Source organism: Paenibacillus sp. LBL, assembly GCF_029893715.1.
In the GTDB taxonomy this organism is placed as follows: Bacteria; Bacillota; Bacilli; order Paenibacillales; family Paenibacillaceae; genus Paenibacillus_AQ; species Paenibacillus_AQ glucanolyticus.
Genome location: NZ_JARXYU010000017.1, coordinates 95,939 through 118,135, shown reverse-complemented (window position 1 = coordinate 118,135; position 22,197 = coordinate 95,939). Strand labels below are relative to the sequence as shown.

Annotated in this window: 33 protein-coding genes and 1 pseudogene; 31 read left to right on the top strand and 3 right to left on the bottom strand. The window is 48.3% G+C overall.

The genetic code is table 11. From position 1 onward, the window contains the following. The first annotated feature begins 9 nt into the window (after window positions 1–9). From M2277_RS26105 to M2277_RS25975, 27 genes are all read left to right on the top strand, one after another. Complete coding sequence (locus tag M2277_RS26105) at window positions 10–1,344, top strand: phage portal protein (protein WP_280755993.1); 1,335 nt, start codon at window positions 10–12, stop codon at window positions 1,342–1,344. After that, entirely contained in the window at window positions 1,274–1,903 is a 630-nt protein-coding gene (locus tag M2277_RS26100) for an HK97 family phage prohead protease (RefSeq protein ID WP_280755992.1), read from the top strand. The genes M2277_RS26105 and M2277_RS26100 overlap by 71 nt, the downstream gene beginning before the upstream one ends. Before the next feature lie 13 nt (window positions 1,904–1,916). Further along, a complete protein-coding gene (locus M2277_RS26095; RefSeq protein WP_280755991.1) occupies window positions 1,917–3,146 on the top strand; it encodes a phage major capsid protein in 1,230 nt (409 codons plus the stop codon). 57 nt (window positions 3,147–3,203) lie between these two features. Further along, the gene (locus M2277_RS26090) at window positions 3,204–3,431 is read left to right on the top strand and encodes a hypothetical protein (RefSeq protein WP_280755990.1); all 228 of its coding nucleotides are present in this window, start codon (window positions 3,204–3,206) and stop codon (window positions 3,429–3,431) included. Next, on the top strand, window positions 3,400–3,951 hold the full coding sequence (locus M2277_RS26085) for a hypothetical protein (protein ID WP_280755989.1): 552 nt from the start codon (window positions 3,400–3,402) through the stop codon (window positions 3,949–3,951). The genes M2277_RS26090 and M2277_RS26085 overlap by 32 nt, the downstream gene beginning before the upstream one ends. A gap of 11 nt (window positions 3,952–3,962) precedes the next feature. Next, window positions 3,963–4,451, top strand: coding sequence for a phage virion morphogenesis protein (locus tag M2277_RS26080; RefSeq protein WP_280755988.1), 489 nt, complete (start codon window positions 3,963–3,965; stop codon window positions 4,449–4,451). Beyond that, entirely contained in the window at window positions 4,448–4,798 is a 351-nt protein-coding gene (locus tag M2277_RS26075) for a hypothetical protein (RefSeq protein ID WP_481857788.1), read from the top strand. The genes M2277_RS26080 and M2277_RS26075 overlap by 4 nt, the downstream gene beginning before the upstream one ends. Further along, window positions 4,782–5,279 (top strand): phage neck terminator protein, encoded by a 498-nt coding sequence (locus tag M2277_RS26070; protein WP_280755987.1) that lies wholly within the window; start codon window positions 4,782–4,784, stop codon window positions 5,277–5,279. Before M2277_RS26075 ends, M2277_RS26070 begins: the two co-directional genes overlap by 17 nt. Next, entirely contained in the window at window positions 5,266–6,270 is a 1,005-nt protein-coding gene (locus M2277_RS26065; protein ID WP_280755986.1) for a DUF3383 family protein, read from the top strand. Before M2277_RS26070 ends, M2277_RS26065 begins: the two co-directional genes overlap by 14 nt. A 13-nt stretch (window positions 6,271–6,283) precedes the next feature. Further along, complete coding sequence (locus tag M2277_RS26060) at window positions 6,284–6,676, top strand: phage structural protein (protein WP_280755985.1); 393 nt, start codon at window positions 6,284–6,286, stop codon at window positions 6,674–6,676. Between the two features lie 32 nt (window positions 6,677–6,708). Beyond that, complete coding sequence (locus tag M2277_RS26055) at window positions 6,709–7,014, top strand: hypothetical protein (protein WP_280755984.1); 306 nt, start codon at window positions 6,709–6,711, stop codon at window positions 7,012–7,014. Further along, window positions 6,977–7,165, top strand: a complete 189-nt coding sequence (locus M2277_RS26050) for a hypothetical protein (protein WP_280755983.1) — start codon at window positions 6,977–6,979, stop codon at window positions 7,163–7,165. The genes M2277_RS26055 and M2277_RS26050 overlap by 38 nt, the downstream gene beginning before the upstream one ends. Before the next feature lie 47 nt (window positions 7,166–7,212). After that, window positions 7,213–9,399 carry a phage tail tape measure protein gene (locus M2277_RS26045; RefSeq protein ID WP_280755982.1) on the top strand — a complete coding sequence of 729 codons (2,187 nt, stop codon included), beginning with the start codon at window positions 7,213–7,215 and terminating at the stop codon, window positions 9,397–9,399. Continuing rightward, on the top strand, window positions 9,399–9,944 hold the full coding sequence (locus tag M2277_RS26040; protein WP_280755981.1) for a phage baseplate protein: 546 nt from the start codon (window positions 9,399–9,401) through the stop codon (window positions 9,942–9,944). The genes M2277_RS26045 and M2277_RS26040 overlap by 1 nt, the downstream gene beginning before the upstream one ends. A gap of 8 nt (window positions 9,945–9,952) precedes the next feature. Further along, window positions 9,953–10,273, top strand: a complete 321-nt coding sequence (locus M2277_RS26035; protein WP_280755980.1) for a phage baseplate plug family protein — start codon at window positions 9,953–9,955, stop codon at window positions 10,271–10,273. Next, window positions 10,266–11,054, top strand: a complete 789-nt coding sequence (locus tag M2277_RS26030) for a phage protein (protein ID WP_280755979.1) — start codon at window positions 10,266–10,268, stop codon at window positions 11,052–11,054. Before M2277_RS26035 ends, M2277_RS26030 begins: the two co-directional genes overlap by 8 nt. After that, window positions 11,051–11,431 carry a Gp138 family membrane-puncturing spike protein gene (locus M2277_RS26025; RefSeq protein WP_280755978.1) on the top strand — a complete coding sequence of 127 codons (381 nt, stop codon included), beginning with the start codon at window positions 11,051–11,053 and terminating at the stop codon, window positions 11,429–11,431. The genes M2277_RS26030 and M2277_RS26025 overlap by 4 nt, the downstream gene beginning before the upstream one ends. Continuing rightward, window positions 11,428–11,793 (top strand): DUF2634 domain-containing protein, encoded by a 366-nt coding sequence (locus M2277_RS26020; protein ID WP_280755977.1) that lies wholly within the window; start codon window positions 11,428–11,430, stop codon window positions 11,791–11,793. The genes M2277_RS26025 and M2277_RS26020 overlap by 4 nt, the downstream gene beginning before the upstream one ends. Next, window positions 11,783–12,955 (top strand): baseplate J/gp47 family protein, encoded by a 1,173-nt coding sequence (locus M2277_RS26015; RefSeq protein WP_280755976.1) that lies wholly within the window; start codon window positions 11,783–11,785, stop codon window positions 12,953–12,955. The genes M2277_RS26020 and M2277_RS26015 overlap by 11 nt, the downstream gene beginning before the upstream one ends. Beyond that, the gene (locus tag M2277_RS26010; protein ID WP_280755975.1) at window positions 12,948–13,589 is read left to right on the top strand and encodes a hypothetical protein; all 642 of its coding nucleotides are present in this window, start codon (window positions 12,948–12,950) and stop codon (window positions 13,587–13,589) included. The genes M2277_RS26015 and M2277_RS26010 overlap by 8 nt, the downstream gene beginning before the upstream one ends. A gap of 11 nt (window positions 13,590–13,600) precedes the next feature. Further along, window positions 13,601–14,725, top strand: a complete 1,125-nt coding sequence (locus M2277_RS26005; RefSeq protein ID WP_280755974.1) for a phage tail protein — start codon at window positions 13,601–13,603, stop codon at window positions 14,723–14,725. Between the two features lie 12 nt (window positions 14,726–14,737). Further along, complete coding sequence (locus M2277_RS26000; RefSeq protein ID WP_280755973.1) at window positions 14,738–15,154, top strand: hypothetical protein; 417 nt, start codon at window positions 14,738–14,740, stop codon at window positions 15,152–15,154. A gap of 71 nt (window positions 15,155–15,225) precedes the next feature. Next, complete coding sequence (locus M2277_RS25995) at window positions 15,226–15,360, top strand: hypothetical protein (protein ID WP_280755972.1); 135 nt, start codon at window positions 15,226–15,228, stop codon at window positions 15,358–15,360. Window positions 15,361–15,446: 86 nt separating this feature from the next. After that, on the top strand, window positions 15,447–15,722 hold the full coding sequence (locus M2277_RS25990; protein ID WP_216642861.1) for a hypothetical protein: 276 nt from the start codon (window positions 15,447–15,449) through the stop codon (window positions 15,720–15,722). A 15-nt stretch (window positions 15,723–15,737) separates the two neighbouring features. Beyond that, entirely contained in the window at window positions 15,738–15,929 is a 192-nt protein-coding gene (locus tag M2277_RS25985) for a holin (RefSeq protein WP_280755971.1), read from the top strand. A 72-nt stretch (window positions 15,930–16,001) separates the two neighbouring features. Then, on the top strand, window positions 16,002–16,643 hold the full coding sequence (locus M2277_RS25980) for an N-acetylmuramoyl-L-alanine amidase (RefSeq protein WP_280755970.1): 642 nt from the start codon (window positions 16,002–16,004) through the stop codon (window positions 16,641–16,643). 104 nt (window positions 16,644–16,747) lie between these two features. Further along, on the top strand, window positions 16,748–17,017 hold the full coding sequence (locus M2277_RS25975) for a hypothetical protein (RefSeq protein ID WP_280755969.1): 270 nt from the start codon (window positions 16,748–16,750) through the stop codon (window positions 17,015–17,017). A 40-nt stretch (window positions 17,018–17,057) separates the two neighbouring features. On the opposite strand, the pseudogene M2277_RS25970 reads toward M2277_RS25975, so the two are convergent. Beyond that, a pseudogene (locus M2277_RS25970) lies at window positions 17,058–17,393 on the bottom strand (Ltp family lipoprotein); the annotation flags it as partial. Between the two features lie 677 nt (window positions 17,394–18,070). Next, window positions 18,071–18,481, bottom strand: coding sequence for a YhjD family protein (locus M2277_RS25965; RefSeq protein ID WP_280755968.1), 411 nt, complete (start codon window positions 18,479–18,481; stop codon window positions 18,071–18,073). Window positions 18,482–18,609: 128 nt separating this feature from the next. Between M2277_RS25965 and M2277_RS25960 the strand changes: the two genes are divergently transcribed. Next, a complete protein-coding gene (locus M2277_RS25960) occupies window positions 18,610–18,852 on the top strand; it encodes a hypothetical protein (RefSeq protein WP_280755967.1) in 243 nt (80 codons plus the stop codon). 79 nt (window positions 18,853–18,931) lie between these two features. Here the strand turns inward: M2277_RS25960 and M2277_RS25955 are convergent, their stop codons facing one another. Further along, window positions 18,932–19,147 carry a helix-turn-helix domain-containing protein gene (locus M2277_RS25955; RefSeq protein ID WP_280755966.1) on the bottom strand — a complete coding sequence of 72 codons (216 nt, stop codon included), beginning with the start codon at window positions 19,145–19,147 and terminating at the stop codon, window positions 18,932–18,934. A 99-nt stretch (window positions 19,148–19,246) separates the two neighbouring features. On the opposite strand from M2277_RS25955, the gene M2277_RS31795 reads away from it, so the two are divergent. From M2277_RS31795 to purU, 3 genes are all read left to right on the top strand, one after another. Next, window positions 19,247–19,465, top strand: a complete 219-nt coding sequence (locus M2277_RS31795; RefSeq protein ID WP_481857787.1) for a helix-turn-helix domain-containing protein — start codon at window positions 19,247–19,249, stop codon at window positions 19,463–19,465. Window positions 19,466–19,714: 249 nt separating this feature from the next. After that, complete coding sequence (locus tag M2277_RS25950) at window positions 19,715–20,836, top strand: deoxyribonuclease IV (protein ID WP_006212342.1); 1,122 nt, start codon at window positions 19,715–19,717, stop codon at window positions 20,834–20,836. A gap of 135 nt (window positions 20,837–20,971) precedes the next feature. Next, the gene (gene purU / locus M2277_RS25945; protein WP_006212341.1) at window positions 20,972–21,871 is read left to right on the top strand and encodes a formyltetrahydrofolate deformylase; all 900 of its coding nucleotides are present in this window, start codon (window positions 20,972–20,974) and stop codon (window positions 21,869–21,871) included. Window positions 21,872–22,197 lie beyond the last annotated feature (326 nt).

The window sequence follows — 22,197 nt, the reverse complement described above, 5'->3', positions numbered from 1 at the left end:
AGGAAGGGGGTGAGAACACTGAAAATTCCCATTATTTCACGATTCCTTGAGAAACGGAGCGATTCAAGCACCTTAAGTAATCCGAAACAATGGCTGTACCAAGCGCTGGGGATTCCATTCGGCAAGAAAATATACGTTACTGAGAGTTCGGCCATGCGGAGCACCGCCGTTTTGACATGTGTTCGAATCCTGTCTGAGACGGTGGCATCCTTGCCGCTGCCGGTATACAAGCGATTGAATCCGAGGGGACGGGAGCGGGTAAACCATCGAATCGGTGAATTGCTGCAGCGATCCCCGAACCCGAGAATGACGGCCTTCACCTTCCGAGAAACCATGATGGTCCACATTCTTTTATGGGGCAACTGTTATGCCGAAATCGAATATGACAACCGCGGGGATATCGTGGCGTTATGGCCGATTCCACCCCATCGCGTCGATCATATGGAGACGGAAGCGGGCGAACCGTTCTTTAGGGTAACCACCGCGGATGGGAAGCAGCACAACGTCCCTGATTATGCCATGTTTCATATTCCTGGTCTTGGCTTTGACGGCAAAAAGGGAATATCGGTTATCCAATGGGCGAAACAGGCGATCGGGCTTTCCCTTGCAACCGAACAATTCGGCGCAGAGTTTTTCGAGAATGGCACCAATGTTGGCGCGGTGGTTACACATCCGGGCACACTTTCGGAACCAGCCTTTGAACGCTTAAGCAAATCCCTGAAAGAAAAATATGAGGGGTTAGGCAAATCGCACCGGCTTATGTTGCTAGAAGAAGGGATGTCTTTTTCTAAAAACACCATTCCGCCAAATGATGCGCAGTTTTTGGAGACTCGGAAATTTCAGATTCTTGAAATTGCCCGTATCTTCCGGGTGCCGCCGCATATGATGGCCGATTTGGAGCGGGCAACTTTCTCCAACATTGAACATCAAAGCACGGACTTTATCGTCCATTCCGTCCGGCCGTGGTTGATCCGTTGGGAACAAACGATCAATTGGAAGCTGTTTGATGGAACCGAGCAGAAACGTTTGTATGCTGAGTTTCTAATCGAAGGTTATCTTCGGGGGGATTCCGCAGCGCGAGCTGCTTTCTATAAAGAAATGTTTAATCTCGGGGCATTTTCACAGAATGACATCCGCGAGAGGGAAAACGAGAACCCAATCCCCGGCGGAGATCGTTATTTTGTTCCGTTAAACATGGTTCCGCTTGATCTCTTGGACGAGTATTACAAGGGCAAATTTGCACCAAAAGAAGCATTGAAGGGAGGTGATAACGATGAAGGAGAACGAGAAGGAGCAGCGGGAGCTAGTGCTACCGGGGAGCAAGCCGGAGGTGCGGAAGGTTGATGGAGAGCCGACAAAGATTATTGGTTATGCGGTCCGCTGGGATCAGTTATCACATCCGATTTTCGGTATGTTCCAAGAGAAATTCAAGCGCGGGGCCTTTTCTAAATGCCTTGCCGACAATCCTGATGTCTATGCAGCGTGGCAGCACGATTCCCGGGAGGTATTAGGAAGAACACCGGGCACATTGCTTCTGATAGAGGATGACATCGGACTTCGATACGAAATTACGCCGCCGAGCTGGGCGGAGAAACACATGGAGACGATCGAGCGCGGCGACGTGCGCGGGTCGTCTTTTATTTTTCGCTCAACTGTAGAGGAATGGGACGAGACGAACAGCGACATGCCGATTCGTACTATTACCGAAGCGGAACTGTTCGAAGTAAGCCCGGTCACAACACCAGCTTATCCGCAGTCATCCGTATCCGTTGGTATCCGATCAGCCGAAGAAGTGTTCCAAAACCGCAATCATAGTGATGAATCACTCTTGGGCTACACGGATGAAGAACTCGACATGATCATGCTTGAACTCGATTTGCGAATGAAAAAACTTAACCTTTAGGGAGATGATCGAATTGAAAAACCTGATCGAACTGAGAAAAAAGCTTGCCGCTAAGAAAGATGAAATGCGCTCCATGATCCAAAGCGCAAAAGGTGAAAAGCGTGGTTTCACGGATGAAGAAGAAACGAAGTTCACCGCTTTGGAAGACGAGGCCCGAGGCCTTGAAAGTGAAATTAAAATGGAAGAGCGTGCGCAGGCATTGGCAATGTCCGCAGGCAGCACCAAGCGTACAGCGGATGATCCACAACACGAATCCGAATTCCGCAGCTTTGGTGATATGGTGAAAACATATCGAGAAAATCCGCATGACGAACGTCTTAAAGAATACCGCGAGCTGGCTATGAAAAACAACACCAGCGGCGGTATTTTTGTTCCTCCTCAATTTTCGGCGCAGCTTTTCGAAGTCACGCCGGAAACGGCCATCGTACGACCTCGCGCGCTGGTCATTCCTGCGGATGAGGATACGCCGGATGCAAGCATGACTTTCCCGGCGCTTGATCAAGGAGCGGGAAGCAACATGTACGGCGGTGTTGAAGTCAACTGGATTGGTGAGGGCGATGAAAAGCCGGAAACCAATGCCAAGTTTAAAGACCTGAACTTGACGCCTCATGAAGTAGCGGGTCATATTGTCGTCACGGACAAACTGCTGCGCAACTCGTCGGCCATCAATACCATTGTCACCCGGTTGTTCCGTGGGGCCATCGCCGCGGCCGAAGATGATGCATTCCTGTATGGCAACGGTACGGCTAAACCGCTCGGTGCGATTAGTTCCCCTGCAACCGTGACGGTAGCAAGGAAGACAGCCGGTATTATCACCTATGCCGATATTGTCGCCATGTTGGCAAAAGCGAAGCTCGGCGGAAATCTGGTGTGGGCTGGTTCGCAATCGATCCTGCCGCAATTGTTGACGATGAAGGACGAAGCCGGAAATCTGATCTTCCAGCCGAACATTGCAAATGAGATGACCGGCACACTTCTTGGGTATCCGATCCGATTCTCCGAGAATTCGCCGATCCTGGGCGAAGCAGGCGACTTGGTGCTCACGGACTTTGGTTATTACGTGATTAAAGACGGGGCGGGTATCTTCATTCAAGCTTCCGAACATCCATTGTTCAAGCAAAACAAAACGATTATCAAAGCGTTCTGGAACGTGGATGGTAAGCCTTGGTTGAATGGTCCGTTGACACTCAAAAATGGCTATGAAGTTTCACCGTTTGTGAAGCTTGGCATTCCTCAACCTTAATCATCAAGCCCGGCTTAGTCCGGGCTCCTATTCTAATTTAGAAAGCGAGTGGGAAATATGGCAGAGAAAACAAAGTTTTATCACGTCACGAATGACTTTGTAGACAAGGACACGGATGAAATCATCAAAAAAGGGTCCATCTTTGAAGCGGATGAAGACCGGGCCGTATTGTTGAAAGCTGCGGACGTCATCGGGAAGGAAGCAACCAAAGCTGAGATCGACGAGGCCAAGAAAGAGGCGGCGAAGGATACGGATGGTGGCAAAGATGCTGGCAAGTCTGAATAAGACTAAGCCCTTTCTTGGGGTAGCTCTGGACGATACGTCACAGGACCTTGAGATTACTTTAGCTTTAAAGGCAGCATCGGCAGCTATTGAACGGGAAACGAATCGGAGTTACGAACACAAGCCATATCAGCAAACGTTGGACGGCTCTGGAACGCAATTCCTCCGGCTCCGAAACTTCCCCGTTCATTCCGTTTTCATGCTCAAGGTCGAGGGGAAGGAACAGGATTCCGGCTCTTTCGTGATTGAGTCGGAAAACGGCATGCTGTTTCGGCGTTCTGGCTGGCCCTGTGGCGCCCGTTTGATTGAGGTCGAGTATTTGGCCGGGTACATCCTGCCAAGCGACGAGGCGGGCGCGCCGGAAGCCACATTGCCGGAAAATATCCAACTGGCCTGCATCATGTTCGCTCAGATGCTGCTACGTTCCCCGGGTGTGAAGTCGGAGCGGGTCGGTGATATTTCCGTGACCTATGACGATAGTAAAGGCCTTCCGGACGTAGTTAAAGCGCTGATTCAGTTATGAGGTGATCATACATGCCGAAGAAGAAACGCCGGAGTTACCGGCGGGCAAACATCGAGGTCACAGAAGAAACGTATTTGCCGGGAATCATAGACGCGCTGCAGGAGCTGGTCACCAAAGAGGTTCATATCGGTGCGCAGGGCGATGAAGAACTTGCGATGATTGCCGGTATCCACGAATACGGTTCTTTGAAAGCGGGCATTCCGGCCCGTTCATTTATCGGAGCGGGGAAAAAGAAGGCCCAAACACCGATTTCTCGAGTGGTAAAAGAGGGCGTTGTCGAATTGGTGACCGGGAACCTTGAAACAGATGACTTGCTGCGAAAGATCGGCGATGTTGGCAAGGATAGGGTGCTCAAGAACTTCGATAAAATGCGGACACCCCCACTATCTCCGCTCTATGCGAGACGGAAGGGGAACAAGCAGATTCTGCGGGATGAAGAACAGCTTCGAGAGTCGATTACTGCCGTGGTTGTCAAGAAGAAGGGGGGGCGGCGGCGTTGATGTTTCGTTTTAACTCGATCGTGAAGAAGTACGAAAAGCCTTACGTGCTGGTACGACCGGGCGAGGACCAAGGTTATGACGAATACGGTGACCCGATCCCGGCCCAGCCCGTACGGGTTCCCTTAAGAGGTCTTTTTCAACCGGTATCGGCGGATTTACAACTGGCCGAGGGCGGGAACTACACGGCGGAAGACTGGGCGCTCTATACGTCACACCGGCATGATCCCGGCGATCTAATTGAATACCAAGATAATCAATACACTATCGATATGCCGGAGGGCCGAGATTACCGGGATACCAACAAATACATCGCGAAAAAGAGGGTTGTCAATGATCCCGTACAATGAAATCCGTAAGCTGCTGGTAAATGAGCTTTCAGGGTACACCGGCCTACAGATGATTAGAATGAACGGCGGCAGCAGCATCCCGAAAACGGCGTTTCTGACGTATCATTTCGAACCCGGATTTGAAAAAGTTCGCGGATTCCCCATTGAGGTACACAAAGGTGAACATATCGAACAAGTGGAGACGGTGGAATTCACTGTCTCTTTTATGTCGTACGCCGATGATCATCCCACCAGCATGGACAATGCCCTGTTGGCTCGAGAATGGTTCAGAACCGATGGCCGTGAAATCTTAAAAGACGCCTTTTGGATCATCGTTCATGAGGTCGGCCACGTAGAAAATCGGGATATCGCCATAGGGGAAGAGTGGGAGCGGCGGCACGGGTTCGAAGTGGTGTTCCGCATGCCGGATGTGTCCCGAAGAAAGCTTTACATGATTGAAAAAGTAAATATAGAAGGAGCTGGTACCATTGTCAGCAATTAAAGATGTAACGGTTATTATTGATATCCAAAAGCCATCGCCGGTCGTTGGTTTCGGTAAGCCGCTGATTATCGGCACATCCGCCACGGCTAAACCGTACAAAACATACACCGAATTGTCCGAAGTAGCTACTGAGTTCACTACAAGTTCTGAGGTGTACAAAGCAGCGAAGGCGATTTTTGACCAGGATAACCGGCCGCCGGAGCTCGCGGTGATGCTGCGCGAAACAGCCGGGACATGGGATGATTTCTTGCCAACGATTTTCGATAAAGATTGGTACTTTGCCGTATGCACGCGCAGCACATTGGAAGACATCACGGCCATTGCCGATGCGATCGAGGCGGCGGACGCAAGGCAATTTGCGGTAAGCACCAGCAGCAAGGATGACTTGACGTCCATCAAGGCCAAGGACTATAAAAACACCTTTGTGTTCTATCATACGAACATCGACAATTACCCGGAGGCGGCATTGGTCGGGGAAGCGGGTTCGAAGCCGGTAGGAAGCATTACATGGAAGGGGCAACGCTTGAAAGTGATTCAGCCTTTGGATATTACGGCGGCTGAGTTGCGGGAGATTCACAATCTTGGCGCGATTACCTATGTAACCAAAGCGGGCGACCCGGTGACATCGGAAGGCAAGACGGTATCTGGTGAGTACATCGACGTTATCCATTCGAAACACTTTGTCATTCACACGCTGGAATATGAGGTCCAGAAGCTATTCAACAATGCGCGTGACCGCAAAATTGGATATGACAATACGGGCATTGCTCAAATCGAAGGCGTGGTCCGTACCGTGCTGCAACGTTGCGTAAATCAAGGCATTATCGCCCGGGGGTCGGACGGGGTCGGATTATACAGCACAACGTTTAAAACACGGGAACAAACCACGCCGCTTGAACGGGCCAGCCGGGTTTATAACGGAGGCGCATTTGCTTTTGAGTTGGCCGGAGCGATCCACGAAACAACAATCAAAGGCGTAGTAACCTACTAAGGAGGGAAACCAAGTGGCGACAACTTATGATCCGAAGGATTTGACAGTTATGGTCAACGGCGTATATCTTACCGGGTTTAGTGAGGATATGGCCGAATTCGAAAAAGATGAAGATGGTTACGAGGTAAAAGTCGGAGCGCAAGGGGATGTTGTTCGTTCCAAAATCAATAACCCTTTGGCAACACTGTCCATTACGCTTCTTTCCACAAGCCCGCAAGTGTCCATGCTGGATAAACTGGCCGTTTCCGATGAATTGGTGCCGGTCTCAATTATCTATAACGGCGATCCGAAGGAGACCATCACAGTGACAGAAGCTTATATCAAGAAACCAGCTGCACGGTCATACGGCACCGAAGCCGGAGACCGGGAATATGAAGTGCAGTGCCTGGATGCAACATACAGCTAAACCAAACCAAAACATGAAAAGGGGTATATCAAATGTCTAATTTCAAGCAGAAAACCTATACATCCAAATCCGGTACGGAATATGTATTCCAGTTCCCGGGCGTCCGGTCTGTCTCGAAAATTAACGATGCCAGCAAAAACAAATTCGGCGTGGTCATGGAAGAACGGCTTTCTGATGAAATGCTTAAGCACGTCATTGTTTCGCCGAAATTGAAAATTGATGATTTCCCTTCCTACCAAGAATATATGGAGGTCATCAACGCTGCCTATGCGTTCATTTCTGGCAAGGATGGTGATGGTAATGACGATCAGCAAGCCGGAAGCGGAGAACAGGGCTAGAAAGAATTGGCCCATGTGGCGGCTGCTGCTGTCGGACATGAACATCACCTATCGTGATCTCGACCTAATGGATAACGATGACATCATGGAGGCAAATGCAGCTCTGGACATCCACATCAAACAACAGCAAAAAGACCAGCAAAAGAAGTGAGCGCCCGCGGGCGCTCCTTTTTGTTTTGGGAAGGGGGTGTGTAGCGGGTGGCAGTAATCAGTAACCTAATGTTTGCGGTCGGCTTTAAGGTCGCCGATGGTGCCTTGCGAAAGGCAGATAAGCAAGTGCAGCAAATGGAACAGAATTGGGCGGCTGTTGGGGTTGCTGCCGGTGTCGTGACGGCTGCGGTTGTTGGTATCGGCATAGCGGCGGTTAACGCGGCCAATGAGTTCAATGATTCCATGAAGACTGTACAGATGGCAACCGGCATGACGGCGGAACAGATGGAAGAAACGAAAGCCGTTGCTACGGACCTGTACAATGATAATTTCGGGGAAAATTGGCAGGACCTTGGAAGCGCGATTGCAAGTGTGAAACAGATTACCGGGGATACCGGCGATGCTCTGGAAAGCACGACCCGAAACGCATTGCTGCTCCGGGATGCGTTTGGCTATGAGGTTAACGAGTCAGCACGAGCAGCCAAGACGATGATGGAAAACTTCGGCATCTCATCCGAAGAAGCATTTAATTTAGTGGCTCAAGGGGCGCAGCAGGGCCTTGATTTCTCGGGTGAACTAATCGATACCATCAATGAATATTCGCTGCAGTTTAAGGCGCTTGGTTTTGATGCCAATGAAATGTTTGATACGTTGGCAGCGGGATCGGCAGAAGGGGCATTTAATTTAGATAAGGTAGCGGATGCTGTCAAAGAATTTGGTATCCGGTCCAAGGATGCCGGTGATACTGGCGCAATCGAAGCGTTTGAATTGCTTGGTCTTAACGCCGATCAGATGATGCGTACCTTTGCCGCTGGTGGACCAGCTGCGAAGGATGCATTTACGCAGATTACCCGAATGATTGGGGATATTGAAGATCCGGTAGCGCAAAACACTGTAGCTGTTGGGTTGTTCGGCACCCAGTTTGAAGACCTGCAGAAAGATGTCATCACCGCTATGGGTTACGTGGACAGTCAGTTTGATATGACCAAAGATACGATGAACGAATTGAATGATACCAAAATGAATTCTCCTGGAGAAGCGTTTGAACGTATCGGTCGTCAGATGGAGACAGGGATTTTGAAACCATTAGGCGATAAACTACTTCCATACCTTGTCGGTTTCTCTGAATGGCTAGAAGAAGCCATGCCGAAGATCACCGAAGTGGGCGGGGAGATTATGGACAAGTTAGCTGTCGGATTTGATGCGGCGGCTAAAGCAGTGAAGTTTCTCGCAGAGAACTTTGACATTATCGGTCCAGCAGCCGGAATCTTTGCGGCGGTGCTGTTGACTTCTTTGGCACCTGCTCTTTGGGCAACTGTCGCGCCGTTGCTTCCGTTCATTGCAGTTGGCTTAGCATTAGCGGCTGTGGTCACCGGCATCATTCTTGTGTTCAAAAATTGGGGAGCCATCAGCACGTGGTTGACGACGGTATGGAACGCCTTTAAAACTTGGGTGGTCGGCCTCTTCACTGCGATTGGCGACTTCTTTGTTACCTGGGGGACTATCATCTGGAATGCTATTACCTCTGCCGTCATGAATATTGTGAATACCGTGGTGGCGAACTGGCAGGCGTTTAGCGCGATGACACAAGCGGTATTCAATGCGATTGTCGGGTTCTTTACAAGTACATGGAATTCCATTTGGAGTACCATAACCAATATCGCTAATAACATTGCATCGTTCGTCAACGGCGTATGGGAAAAGATCAAGACAACAGCAACCAACACATGGGAAGGGATATCCACGGGCCTATCCAATATGTGGACAAACGTCAAAAACAACTTCGCCAATGGCGTCAACTTCATCACCGGCCTGATCAATGACATGATTGCCAAGATCAATAGTGCATTGTCGATCAAACTGCCGGACTGGCTGGGCGGCAAGGAATTCGCCATTAATATTCCAGAAATCCCGGAAATCCCGGTCGATGGCAGCCATGCCAACGGTCTTGCGAATGTGCCGTTTGATGGATATGTTGCGGAGCTGCATGAAGGTGAACGGGTACTGACGGCAGAAGAGAACAAGGCGTATTCGGCCGGCACTGGTGAAACATCCTTGGCACCGGCTCGAGCGAGCAGCGCAGGCGGCGCAACATCCCGGCAAGAAATCAGCCTGAACATTAATTTGAATGGATCATCGGTTGGTCCGGCAGAAAAATCGGTGCTGCTGGCTGAAATCAACGCTCTGTTTGAAAGCGTCATGCGCCGAAATGGTTTGGAGGTGGCAACGGACTAATGGCAACCATTAACGGGCACTATCTCTTGGTTGAAGATGAGTCGTATGACTTTTCCGTTGACGTTACGGATCAGCCGGTGGAAAAGGATATCGATGTCACGGACCATGTGCAGCGGAAGCCGCGCGTCCTTTCCTTGACCGGGGTCGTAGTCGATAATGCGGCCAAGTTTGAAGCGTTTCTCAAGGAAGCGAGCGAGAAAGGGACCATCGTCCGGTATGTTGGCCGGACGACCTTCTCAGGCTTGATTACGGGCTTTGCGCCAAGTCGGAACTATAAGAACGCAACCGGGTTTGCTTACTCGTTGACGATTAAGGAAATCCGGGTTGCTACTACATCTTACGTTAACGACTTGCCATTACCAGTGAAGGCCCAAACGGTTAAAATCGTCAATTCCGGGACCAAGCAGACCAAGGACAAAAAGAAAAGCAAGGCCAAGTCCAAAACATCAAGCAAAAAGGATTCCAAGAGCAAAACGTCCAAATCATCGACAAAAGAGAAAGTGGAGAAGGTCAAATTTAAGCCGGGCAGCCCGTGGGCGAATTGAGGTGAAGCATGGAGTACATCGACATTGAAAAAGAACAAATCCCCTATCGCTTTGATATTTCGCTTGCAGAAGAGAATTTTACTTTTGAGGTCCATTACAATGCCGAATATGACTTTTTCACGGTGGACCTAGAGCGTGACGGGGATGTTTTGGCGGTCGGTGAAAAGCTGGTCTATGGCATGCCGCTATTTTATGACATCATGGATAACCGATTCCCCAAGCTGCCGATTGTGCCGTTTGATGAATCAGACAAAAGCAAAGTTGTGACATGGGAGACGCTTGGGAAAAGCGTCTTTTTATATGTGATTGAAGGTGAGGACGATGAATAATTTCGGGCGGGTGTCCGAGGTCATGACGGAGAACATGAAGTTTTCTATGGATGATTTCAACATTGAGGCGACAATCCCATTTGATAACGACACGCTGCCGAATGAGGCGGAGATCAAGATATGGAATCTTTCTAGTGACACGTTGAACAACATCAAGCGCGGCAAAGTGCTGATGATGAATGCCGGGTACCGGGATGATTCCGGGGTCGTTCTTCACGGCTATATTTCCAGTGTGAAGACTCAGCGGGACGGCGTGGACAAAATCACGATTATCAATGTGCTTGATTCAGAAGACCTGTCAAAGCGGGTCGTCAAGGAAATCGCCTACGCCAAGAACACGCTTGCCAGTCACATCATTAAGGAAATGGCCCGGTATATCGGGTTGCCGGTGGCTCAAATGCAACTCAACCAAGATTACCGTTACCAGGACGGTTACACGGCCAAGGGTCCAGTGACTGAAATCATTTCCAAGGTGGCGAAGGACTGCGGCACTTCCGTTTACATCAATAAAGGAAAATTGTATGTGCGCAGCCTCCGAAAGGGCGGGGATAGCGTATTTACTCTGACCAAGAAAACCGGATTAATCGATTCCCCCGAGTATTTCGAAGACAACGGCGCAAGAGGGTATAACGTGAAATCTCAGCTGCAATACCGGATTACCACGGCTTCGGTCATCAACTTGGAAAGCGAACAGTTTAGCGGCAAGCTGCATGTTCGAAGCGGCAGCCATCACATCAGCCGGGCAGGCGACTTTACAACGGAGATGGAGGCATTGTTATGAGCAAAGCGGATGCGGCCGGCACTTTATCCAAGCTTATAGATGGATTCGTTAACCGGGCCATGGCCGGGGTACATGTGGCGATTCCGTGCCGGGTGGTGACGTTTGATGAAGCGACATGCCGGGCAGATGTGCAACCGCTCGTAAGAACGGGAGATGATACGCCTGCCGTCATTCAATCTGTTCCGGCTCTTGGTCGAAAACGGAAGGTTGGCCCGGATATCGAGGTCGAGAAACCATTCTATGAAAAAGGCGATGTGGTTTATGTGGTGTGTGCGGATCGGGAAATTAAGAATACATTACGCGGTCAAGTAGCCGGGCCGGACAGCGCCCGGGTCCATGATATCAATGACGCTGTAATAGTGGGGGTGTTCCTATGATTTCACTGAAAGTGGATGACACCGGGGACCTTGTCTTCACCGGCGACGAGCTGGCTACGATCGAAGGCCCCGAAGAATTGGCACAATGCTGTCGGCTCAGCATCGGAACCAATAAAAATGAATGGTTTCTAAACCCGGAAATGGGAATTGATTTTAAGTTGTTCCTTGGTAAAGACGTCAATGAAGCGCAAATGATGGACGAACTGACAGCCGGATTGCTGCAGGAGTCCCGGATCCAGTCGGTGGAAAATGTGGAGTTCACCATCAATCCTAAATCCCGGACGATGCTTGTTACATTTACGGCAACCGGGATGGATGGGGAGACGATTCAAGAAGAGGGGGTGATAGTCGGTGCTGGATAGAACCGGATTTAAACGGCGGCGATTCCAAGACTTGTATGACGAAATCGAGGACAAGGCCAAGGAAGCTTTTGGCGAAAACATTAATACGTCTGAACGCTCGCCGCTGGGGATCATCCTGCGGCTTTTTGCATGGTTCTTGGCGATGATTTGGGGCACCGCCGAGGACGTATACAACAGCGGATACAAGAACACGGCTCAAGGTAACAATCTGGACCGGTTAGGGCCTTATTCGGGAGTCACGCGGATATTGGAACAATGGGCGACCGGAACCGTTACAATCACAGGGACTCCGGGCCGGACCGAGGATGCAGGATTTCAGGTTGCCACGGAAACCGGTATTTATTTTGAAACAACGGAACCTTTCACGGTGGGTGCCGACGGCATGGCGACTGTGCCGGTTGAAGCCTTAGAGCCCGGTTCAAATGGCAATGTAGCCGCCGGGTCAATCACTATTATTGTGAATCCGAATCCTGATATCACAGCCGTAACGAACCCGGAGCACACCCAAGGTGGACGGGAGAAGGAAACGGATGACGAGTTTAGAGACCGGATGGATCAGGCGGTGGCCGGGGGCGGCGCTGCTTCCTTGGATGCCCTTCGCGGCGCGCTCCTGCGGCTGGAAAATGTGCGTGCGGCCGCTGTGATCGAGAATAACACCATACAGACGGACAGCGCCGGACGCCCTGCTAAGTCGTATCAAGCGTACGTGCTGGGGGGAGACGATCAAACCATAGCCCAAACGATATTTGACAAAGGAGCTGCGGGAATTGAATCCCATGGAGACATTGCCATGCAAGTCATGGACCTTGGCGGGTATCCTCACACCGTCAAATTCAGCCGGGCGGAGGAAGTCGCCTTGCAAATCGAAGTGGATGTTACCAGAAATGACAGCTACCCGGCGAATGGTGATAATTTAATACGATCGGCCTTGGTCCGGTATGTCGGCGGCGAGGACGGCGGCAGCTATTACAACGGCCTGAACATGGGTGCCCAAGTGGTTTATACACGGCTGATCAGCGCGGTATACAGCGTCACCGGTGTTGAAGATGTTGACATCCGGGTGGGAACCGGCGGAACGATGGGAACGGGGAATGTTGCTATCGAACCTTTCCAAGTCGCGCAGGTGAAAGCATCTGATATTGAGGTGACCAGCCATGTTTAGTTTGAAGGATATGCTGCGGCGGTTTGCCGATGCCTACAATAAGGATCCACATAGCAATCTCGGGAAATTGATCGGCATTCTACACGGCCAACTGCAGCAGGTAAATGACAGCCTTGAGCGCATCCGGGAATGGCGGTCTATTGATGATGCAGAGGGCACTACGCTGGACCGGATCGGGGAAAACATCGTGCAAACACGCGGGGCTTCCACGGACGAGGTTTACCGGGTGCTCTTGAAATCCAAAATTGCGCGTAACCTTTCCAAAACGGACGTGAACACAATCATTCAGGTCCTGTCCCTTGCGCTGGACTGCCCGTATTCTGACATCCGTATTGTCCCGAAACATAACGATCCTTCGGAACCGGAACCGGCAGCGATATCATTGATCAAAGTCCCGACCAAACGTCTGAATGAAGTGGGGATGTCACCCTTGCAGTTTGGACAGATCATTCAAAGAACGGTAGCTGCTGGTGTCCGTGTTGCGCAAATTGAACTGACCGGCACGTTTCAATTCTCTTCGAAATATGTGGAGCTGGAAACCGGACCGACCGGATTTGCTGACGAGGCAATGACAACCGGCGGGACCTTGGGAGAAGTTTATATTCCGGGCAATGATTACCCATTACCAATATAGGAGGGATTACCTTGTCCTTTGATAAACAGGCACCATCTTGGAGCGCGCCCGGTGTGGAGCCTCCTGAATCGAAAAAACAGGAAGGGTGGCAAGTGAACGACAAGCCGCCTGCCGCATGGTTGAATTGGTTTATGTCGCTGACGGCTGAATCTCTGAAAGAATTGCAAGACAAAGCGGCGGAGAAGGCATGGGTTCAGGAGCAGATTGCCGCAATTGATGTTGATATCCAAGATGCTTCTTTAACGCAAAAAGGCATTGTTCAGCTTTCAAGTGCTACGGATGGCACACGGGAAAATGTTGCAGCTACGGAGAAGGCCGTGGGGCAGGCTTTTCAAGCTGGCAATGAGCGAAAAGCGGAAGTGGTTGCCGCGCTTGTTGCCATAGGAGTATCGGCATCCACAAGCGAAACATGGGCGCAGCTCATCCCGAAGATAACGGCAGTTATCCGGGCAACGGGAAATGCTACCGTTGCTGATGTAATTGCAGGGAAAACATTCAGTAATGCAACAGCGAATGGGTTAACTGGCAACATTCCAGATCGAGGTACGGGGGGGACAGTCACACCGAACACAGCAGACCAGACGAAGGCAGCTGGACGGTACACAAGCGCAATCACAATCAAGGGAGAGCCGAACCTTATTGCTGGCAACCTGCCAAAAGACAAGACCTTCTTTGGTATTACAGGACTCCTTGAGCGTATGACCACAGCCGAAAAGCAAGCCATAGCCAACGCGATTACTGGCAAGGGTGTAGCTGCTTCAGCGAATGATACCAATACGGTATTAGCTCAGAAAATCGGGCAAATTATAACAGGAAAGAGATTTGTACAGGGGACGGTGACCCCAATTAATTCATCAACCGTAGAAATACCACTTTCTACATTTATTCCAAAGGTTGGTGTCTTATGGCGTGGTACAGGTAATGGTTCTTTCGATCAGAATGCATTAGCGATGGCAAGAACCGCTGATGATGTATCGCCAAATTACGGACCTATATTAACGATAGGTACACCTAACGCCGATGGGGTTGCTCAAACGGGGTTCATGAATCAAAACGCTACAGGAAACGGGACAGTAAGATTTTCTAAACTTAACGCTATAGGTTATGGTGTGTGGAATTACTTATTAGTTGAGTAAAGGAGGATGCGAATGATTTCCATTGGTGAACGAATATTTTATGAGAGAGCAACCGGGATCGTATTGGTAACGACTCCATCTTACTTCGGAGATGTTGCCCCAATGACCATCGATGAATACATTCAGATTTATCCCGTCTTGAGAGAAAGGGACCGGAATTCTTTCGATGTCTTGGAAGTAGAATACGGTCAGTATGAAGAAGATTTCATGACCGCAAGGAGTTGGCGTGTTAACCTCGAAACGAAATCGCTGGAATTTTCGTATCCTGATCCGAACGACCCAGAAGCGCCGCCAGTATTCCAACAGCCACTTACTGAACAGGTAAAGGCCCTTGAGGCTGAGAATGCCGAACTAAAAAAGTTAATCGAACAAACGGATCGCGAGAATAAAAACGCGATATTCGAAATTTATACGATGATAGGCGGGTGAGTGACATGAAGGTCATTTCCCGCCTTTTATTATGGCTTCTGATCCGCACCACGAAAGGAGGTGAGCTGCGTATGATTATCGTAATGGCATCCCTGATTATTTGGGGCGACATCACATTTGCACAAGTGCCTGACAAGTCCAAGGACGATGTGAAAGCACGGTTGGCCACTCTTGGATATGACGAAAACGGACAGCCGCTGCAGTAAGTAAAATTAAAGGCGCAAGGCGTATTTTTTATGCCCCTGGGTGGTCCGGGGGCTCTTTTTAATGCAGAGAGACAGGGGGAAGAAGGGTGGACGTAACTGCCATGATTGCTTTAATTGCTGCTATTAGCGGCATTGTGCTGGGGTGGATGGGGCGTACAAAAGCGTTTAAAGATGAAGTTGCTCAAGAAGCAACAGCTGATGCCTCGTTGCAGACAGATGTATCTTATATCAAAACCGGCATTGTTGATATCAGAGTGGATATCCGTGAAGTTGGAAAACGAATGGATGATATTTCAGAACGATTGACACGAGTTGAAGAGTCGGCAAAACAGGCACATAAACGTTTGGATGATTTGAAATAGAGAGGATGATTTAAAATGAGTAAATGGTTTAAAGCGGCAGGTATTCGAGCAATTAAAACAGCAGCCCAAACGGCAATCGGTGTAATTGGTGCAACCGCAGTGTTTATTGAGGTGGATTGGTACGTGGTAGGTGGGACAGTCTTGCTGGCGACTATCACGAGCCTTTTGACGAGCCTCGCCGGATTGCCAGAGGTAAGCGATGAGTAATTACACGTGGTTCAAGTCTGAGCAGGATAAAAAAGATCAACGTGCAGAGCCACGGAAAGGGGGAACAACAGAGTGACAAAGCCAAACATCATCAATACTGGCCTGAAATTTAAATATGCATTAGAGCCGCCACCTTCCAAGGTGGCTTATTTAGTCCAACACCATATGGCTCATAAAACATGGGGGATTTACGAGGTCCATGATTTTCATAAAAACTCGCGAGGTTGGAACGGGATCGGTTATAACTGGTGGATTGGGTTTGACGGAACGATCTATGAAGGCCGTGGATTCCATTATGGGGCAGGCGTAGAAGGTCACAATCATGATTCGCTTCATGTTGGATACCAAGGCGATTTTACTCAACAGCAGATGACCGATGCGCAGATTGCTTCAGGGATCGCTTTAAATGCTTGGCTATTGGGGAAATGTCCCTCGGCAAAGGTAGTCGGCCATGGAGAACTTGCGTCAACAGCCTGCCCAGGTCAATATTTCCGGATGGATGAACTTAAACAAGGACTATCAAGAAAGGGGGCTGACAACGTGAAACAAGATAGCGAAAAGGTAAATGTCATCGTGAACGGAAAGAAAATCAAAGACGGTAAGCTTGAAAATGGCGTAACCTTTGTTCCCCTGCGGGATGTAGGCGAGGCGATCGGTGCAAAGATTGGATGGGACCAGAATTCTAAAACGGCTACACTTGAAACTAAGGAATAAAATTATGAGCTACAGGGACCCCGAGGTGGCGGCATGCGGGGTTCTTTTTTGCTTTCTGGCCTGATATAATACAAACATACATTCGCATAAGGGGGATGAATGGAATGCTACCTGATGCTGAAAGAAAGCTCCATCGAATACTTCTAAATTACCCGTCACATAAACAAGGGCAAATGCCCGTCTTCCGGCTATTAGAGGCAAAGACAGGCCGGAGTAAAAAGGACATTCTTTTGTCTCTGCAGTATTTAGAGGACCACGGATATATTCAGTGGCCGGACAAAACAACAACCACCGGTATTATCGTGTTAAAAGACGATAACGAACCTCCACCAGCAAAAAAAGCAAGAAGCACTTTTGATTATTGGACATATTAAAAAACCCTATCGGCTATGTGCTGATAGGGTCATTTTTATCTTATTCTAAATTATCTATCGCGTATTGCGCTTCTTCCTTAGTGAATTTTTCACCGTATTCCGAAATCAATTGATCGTAAATAGCGTCATCTGACATATTCATAGATTCTGCATACTGTTTCGCTTTTTTTAATGCATTTTCTTTCCAATCGAATACAATGTTATCGATAGCATATTGAGCGGCTTCTTTAGGGAAATTCTCTCCGTATTCAGAAGTTAATTGATCATAGATACCAGCCTTTGACATACTCATAACTTCCGCATACTGTTCGGCTTTTTTCAATGCTGATTTATGTTCTCTAGGTACATCTTCTGTCTTTGCCTCTTCGGGTTTCTCGACTTCCTTCGGTTTCGGGTCTTTATGAAGATCTTCGAAATCTTCCCCGCCCAAGGCTGTGTATTTGTCTTTGGCGGTCTTTAAATCATCCTTTTCTACAGCCTTTACGAGTTCGTCGTATTTTGCTTTGTCATCGCCTTTGAGTTTGTTTAACTGCTGATTTAGTACACCCACTGAAGAATTATATCGATCCTTTGATATTGTTCCACGAACTGTTAGTTGTATATAAGTTCTTGCTTCATTCATCATAATTTTTCTATAACTTTCCTGCCATTCTTCCTCAGTAGGTTCATTACTTTTTTCATTCTCACTTGATTCGCTGTTCTCTTTTTGTTCATCATTACCGGCGGTTTTAGATGGATCGGTTGAATCCTCAGAAGCAGTGACTGGTTTATTTGTAGGGGATGTCCCCATATCCGTGTTAAATGCACCGATCAGAAATACAACAAAGCAGGTTACGGAAATTAGCAAATTCCTTTTTTCTTTCCCATTCTTTTTGAAAAGCGAGACTATTGACATGATTAGAAAAACAACAAAAGATAGAAACCCTATAATACTTATAGCTTCCATTACTACAAAAGCACCCCTTTGGTTAATATATGAACACGAACCCAGTCTATCAGATATAGGAAAATATTTCTATTGCTTTTTGACTATTTATAGATTTTCTACGAACTTTAATATTTATTCCATAACTCTTCTGGCCCAGTTCTATCCTCATAATGGCTTATATTTAACCCAAGGTATTTACGCATCAATACAGATGCCTCTGCCGTTATAAACTCCCAGCGCAGTTCCATTTCTGATCTGTATCCCCTACACATAAACTTCGCCTGTATCCCATTTTGGGTATTGGTTTGCTCGTATACTTTAAGGCCTTTCGAGCGGAAGTGTCTTTTAATATCCTTTAGGTCGCCCCACGCTCGGTCTACAGCTAATTTTATTGTATCAACATATGGTCCCGGTGTTTTAAGATTAACCTCCATATAACGGCAATCGCGTTCGTAAGCTGCTATAACCAACAGTAACAATATGTACTTTTTAACACACATGCGATCATCAGACGAAATAGATTCTGGGAAGCTCATGTATATACCCTCCTATACATAACGGAACATACGTTCCATCATACATGTGCGCAGTTACGAAAACAAGACTTGATAGGAACTGACGTTCGTTGTATGATGTTTCCAATACTACTCAGAGGTGACACGACATGGAAACTTACTCATTCATATGTGAAGCGGTTACAAATAATAAAGATGTTAAGAATGTGATTGCAAGACATGAAGCTGAAATGAAGTCACCGTGTTATGTTCGCTTGTTAACGGATAAGGGTGTGAAGAAATACTATGCGGAGAGAAGCAATTTGTCTTTGAAGGATGCTGGGTGGATTGTCGTCGAAAAACGAGAGGATTTCTATTTAGCTTGCGAAAGTAATATTTTACCAATTGAGTGATAGAGGAAATAGAGGTACAATTTAACAAAATAGAGCGAATTGCTCTGGACATCTCAAGAGGGTGCGGTATTCCCGCTACTTACTCTTCTATCCACTCATACAGATTTTCCATACTGCACTTAAGTATTTTCGAGGCGACATACATATCCTCAGGAGACATCGTTCTTTCGTTTCGGCAGAAATGTGAAATCATTCTAGGGTGTCTTCCGGATTTAACGGCGTAGTCATTCTGTGACATTCCCCTAGCAATGAGTAGATCAGGAAGTAAGCATCTCCCTCTGGAGACGCGTTTCAATTTGCTTGCTCCTTTCGAAGGAAGGTGATTCAAGGATAAATTTTACCATGTTATCTCTTGAGGTGTAAGTACAACGAGAAAATACGGAGGCGGAGTCGCATGAATAAGGGGAGTAAATACAGGCAGGACGAGCCGATAGGGTTAAAAGAATTAAGAGAGTCAAGAGGATTAACTATTGAGTCGGTGGCGAATTCAATTGGTATTAGTAGTGATCAGCTCGGACAATACGAACAGAACCCCAGTGATACACCTGTATCAATTGCTCTAAGGATCGCGAGCGTCTTGAATTGTGATTATGACCTTATTACATTCGCGTAAAGAAGCATGAAGAGCCCAAACGTCTACTAGAGACGAAGGGCTCTTTTTATATTTCCCCACAATCCACCCACAAAAACACGTTCCAAGGCCTTACCTCGCATTCCTTCGGTTTCCAACTTGAAGTGACGAGAACCCCCGACATTATTGGATTCCTTCCAAGAACGTCCTTCCGTTTCCACCCCTTCTAGATTTATTTCGATATACAAGCTAAAATAGGTGTAATTGTGTGTTAAAAAAGGGGGATGCAGCATGTTGAAAATTGGTTCCCACGTGTCGTTTTCGGACAAGGGATTGCTGACTGCGACGGCTGAGGCCACATCATATGGCTCAAGCTCGTTCATGATATATACCGGCGCACCGCAAAATACGCGCCGCAAGCCGATCGATTCCATGTTTATTGAAGAAGGCAAGGCCGCTATGCAAGCAAGCGGGATTGATGAGATTGTGGTCCATGCGCCATACATTATCAACCTCGGATCGTACAAGCCCAATACGTTTGAGCTTGCCGTGAGTTTCCTGCAGGAGGAGATTCGCCGGACACATGCGGTTGGCGTGAAGAATATCGTTCTCCATCCTGGTGCATATACAGATAAGGATGCCGAATACGGCATTGACCGTATTGCGGAAGGACTCAATGAAGTTCTGGGCGGTACGGATGAGACCGAAGTGAAGATCGCTCTGGAGACGATGGCCGGCAAAGGCACCGAAATGGGACGCAGCTTTGAAGAAATTGCTTCCATTATTGATAAGGTGAAGTACAATGACCGATTGGCGATTTGCCTCGACACTTGCCATATTCATGATGCAGGTTATGACATCGTGAATGATCTGGACAACGTACTGGAGCAGTTCGATAAGCTGATCGGACTCGACCGGTTAACGGTCGTGCACGTAAACGACAGCAAGAACCCGCGTGGAGCGGGTAAAGACCGCCATACACCGATCGGAACCGGTTGGATCGGGTATGAAGCCATTCAGAGCGTGGTTCATCACGAGAAACTTCAAGGCAGACCGTTCATTCTGGAGACGCCGTGGATCGGTAAAGATCCGAAGACGCAGCGTCCGATGTACGAAATTGAAATCGCGCTTTTGCGTGGAGATGTGGAAGGACGTTTCGGGCAATCCTTTGTTCAGCAAGTGGAAGAGCTGCGAGCCTTCTTTGCTAAGGAAGGAATCGACTCCCGTTCGTTCGTGCTGGATACGTGGACACTTCTGAAGAATGATGCCAAAGCCAAAAAAGCAGATCCACGCGAACCGATGGAGCGTCTGTATGATATGGTCATGGCAGCTGGATTATTGCCTGAACTTGCGGAGGAGCAGATCAATCAGCGCATCATCGCCTGGTTATCCGGGACTTCTCTGACTTCATAAGCTTCAATAGAAGAGGCATTCATTAAAGTAAAGATGACTAAGGCATTCTCAAGAAAACTTCCGCTTGCTGCGGTTGGTTTTCTTGGGAGGCCAATTCACGCTAATTGTAGATGTAGAGGAGGATCACCGAGTCTCATGGAAATTCACATCAAGAAGGATCTGCCGTCTGTGGCAGGCCAGTACCCTAATCGTGCCCGCATGCTCATCTCCTGTCCGGATGGACCAGGAATCGTGGCAGCGGTCTCCCAGTTTCTGTATCAGCATGGTGCGAACATCGTTCAGTCTGACCAGTATACGATGGATCCTGCAGGCGGTATGTTTTTTATGCGGGTTGAATTTGATCTGGAGGATCTGAACACCAAGCTTCCTCAACTGGAGGAATCGTTCCTGGAAGTTGCGGACCAATTCCGTATGGAATGGAATATCTACCATGCAGCCCGTAAGAAACGGCTGGCGATTTTTGTATCCAAAGAGGATCACTGCCTTGTAGAGTTGTTGTGGCAATGGCAGGCAGGCGACCTGGATGCAGATATTGCGCTGGTGGTAAGCAATCACCTGGATATGAAAGAATATGTGGAATCATTCGGTATCCCGTATCACCATATTCCGGTTACGGCAGATACAAAGCCCGAAGCGGAGAAACGTCAACTGGATGTAATCGGCGATGATATCGACGTTATCATTCTGGCGCGGTACATGCAGATTATTTCGCCAACCTTTATCGAACATTACCGGAACCGGATTATCAATATTCACCATTCCTTCCTGCCGGCTTTTGTCGGTGGCAAGCCTTATGCACAGGCCTATAATCGCGGCGTGAAAATCATCGGAGCAACCGCCCACTATGTAACCGAGGAGCTTGATGGCGGACCGATTATTGAGCAGGACGTGCAGCGTGTAAGTCACCGGGATGATGTCAACGAGCTGAAGCGCATTGGCCGTACCATTGAACGCGTGGTGCTTGCAAGAGCCGTCAAATGGCATGTCGAGGATCGGATTCTGGTGCATAACAATAAAACGGTTGTATTCAATTAAAGTGTATCAACCTGGCGTGTAAGTATCGATAGGTGAATAAGAGAGTTTACACCCTAAATTGCATCAGCAGCAACTACAATCCCGACGATTCATCATAGAAAGTACAATGGAGCAGCCTGACACTTTAACGCTGCAATGGATTAGCTCTTGATCCCGCTCCTTCTTCTTGGAGCGGGATTTTTATTTAATTTTTATTTTGGAAAATAAGCCCAAGCTCCAGCCGAAGCCCGCAAAAATCGGCCCTGTGTATCCTTTTATGGAGAGAAACGTCAAACTTTTTATAATTTCGACTCGTCAATATAGTTGAACTGCCAAGAGAACCATTA

Excerpts from the sequence above, each read along its gene's own strand:
- M2277_RS26050 (WP_280755983.1), top strand. The coding sequence starts at position 6,977 with ATGACGATCAGCAAGCCGGAAGCGGAGAACAGGGCTAGAAAGAATTGG.
- M2277_RS25950 (WP_006212342.1), top strand. The coding sequence starts at position 19,715 with ATGTTGAAAATTGGTTCCCACGTGTCGTTTTCGGACAAGGGATTGCTG.
- M2277_RS25985 (WP_280755971.1), top strand. The coding sequence starts at position 15,738 with ATGAGTAAATGGTTTAAAGCGGCAGGTATTCGAGCAATTAAAACAGCA.
- M2277_RS26090 (WP_280755990.1), top strand. The coding sequence starts at position 3,204 with ATGGCAGAGAAAACAAAGTTTTATCACGTCACGAATGACTTTGTAGAC.
- M2277_RS26070 (WP_280755987.1), top strand. The coding sequence starts at position 4,782 with ATGATCCCGTACAATGAAATCCGTAAGCTGCTGGTAAATGAGCTTTCA.
- M2277_RS26030 (WP_280755979.1), top strand. The coding sequence starts at position 10,266 with ATGAATAATTTCGGGCGGGTGTCCGAGGTCATGACGGAGAACATGAAG.
- purU (WP_006212341.1), top strand. The coding sequence starts at position 20,972 with ATGGAAATTCACATCAAGAAGGATCTGCCGTCTGTGGCAGGCCAGTAC.
- M2277_RS25965 (WP_280755968.1), bottom strand. The coding sequence starts at position 18,481 with ATGAGCTTCCCAGAATCTATTTCGTCTGATGATCGCATGTGTGTTAAA.
- M2277_RS26035 (WP_280755980.1), top strand. The coding sequence starts at position 9,953 with ATGGAGTACATCGACATTGAAAAAGAACAAATCCCCTATCGCTTTGAT.
- M2277_RS26040 (WP_280755981.1), top strand. The coding sequence starts at position 9,399 with ATGGCAACCATTAACGGGCACTATCTCTTGGTTGAAGATGAGTCGTAT.
- M2277_RS26010 (WP_280755975.1), top strand. The coding sequence starts at position 12,948 with ATGTTTAGTTTGAAGGATATGCTGCGGCGGTTTGCCGATGCCTACAAT.
- M2277_RS26055 (WP_280755984.1), top strand. The coding sequence starts at position 6,709 with ATGTCTAATTTCAAGCAGAAAACCTATACATCCAAATCCGGTACGGAA.
- M2277_RS25975 (WP_280755969.1), top strand. The coding sequence starts at position 16,748 with ATGCTACCTGATGCTGAAAGAAAGCTCCATCGAATACTTCTAAATTAC.
- M2277_RS26085 (WP_280755989.1), top strand. The coding sequence starts at position 3,400 with ATGGTGGCAAAGATGCTGGCAAGTCTGAATAAGACTAAGCCCTTTCTT.
- M2277_RS26025 (WP_280755978.1), top strand. The coding sequence starts at position 11,051 with ATGAGCAAAGCGGATGCGGCCGGCACTTTATCCAAGCTTATAGATGGA.
- M2277_RS25995 (WP_280755972.1), top strand. The coding sequence starts at position 15,226 with ATGATTATCGTAATGGCATCCCTGATTATTTGGGGCGACATCACATTT.
- M2277_RS26000 (WP_280755973.1), top strand. The coding sequence starts at position 14,738 with ATGATTTCCATTGGTGAACGAATATTTTATGAGAGAGCAACCGGGATC.
- M2277_RS26080 (WP_280755988.1), top strand. The coding sequence starts at position 3,963 with ATGCCGAAGAAGAAACGCCGGAGTTACCGGCGGGCAAACATCGAGGTC.
- M2277_RS26100 (WP_280755992.1), top strand. The coding sequence starts at position 1,274 with ATGAAGGAGAACGAGAAGGAGCAGCGGGAGCTAGTGCTACCGGGGAGC.
- M2277_RS26020 (WP_280755977.1), top strand. The coding sequence starts at position 11,428 with ATGATTTCACTGAAAGTGGATGACACCGGGGACCTTGTCTTCACCGGC.
- M2277_RS31795 (WP_481857787.1), top strand. The coding sequence starts at position 19,247 with ATGAATAAGGGGAGTAAATACAGGCAGGACGAGCCGATAGGGTTAAAA.
- M2277_RS25960 (WP_280755967.1), top strand. The coding sequence starts at position 18,610 with ATGGAAACTTACTCATTCATATGTGAAGCGGTTACAAATAATAAAGAT.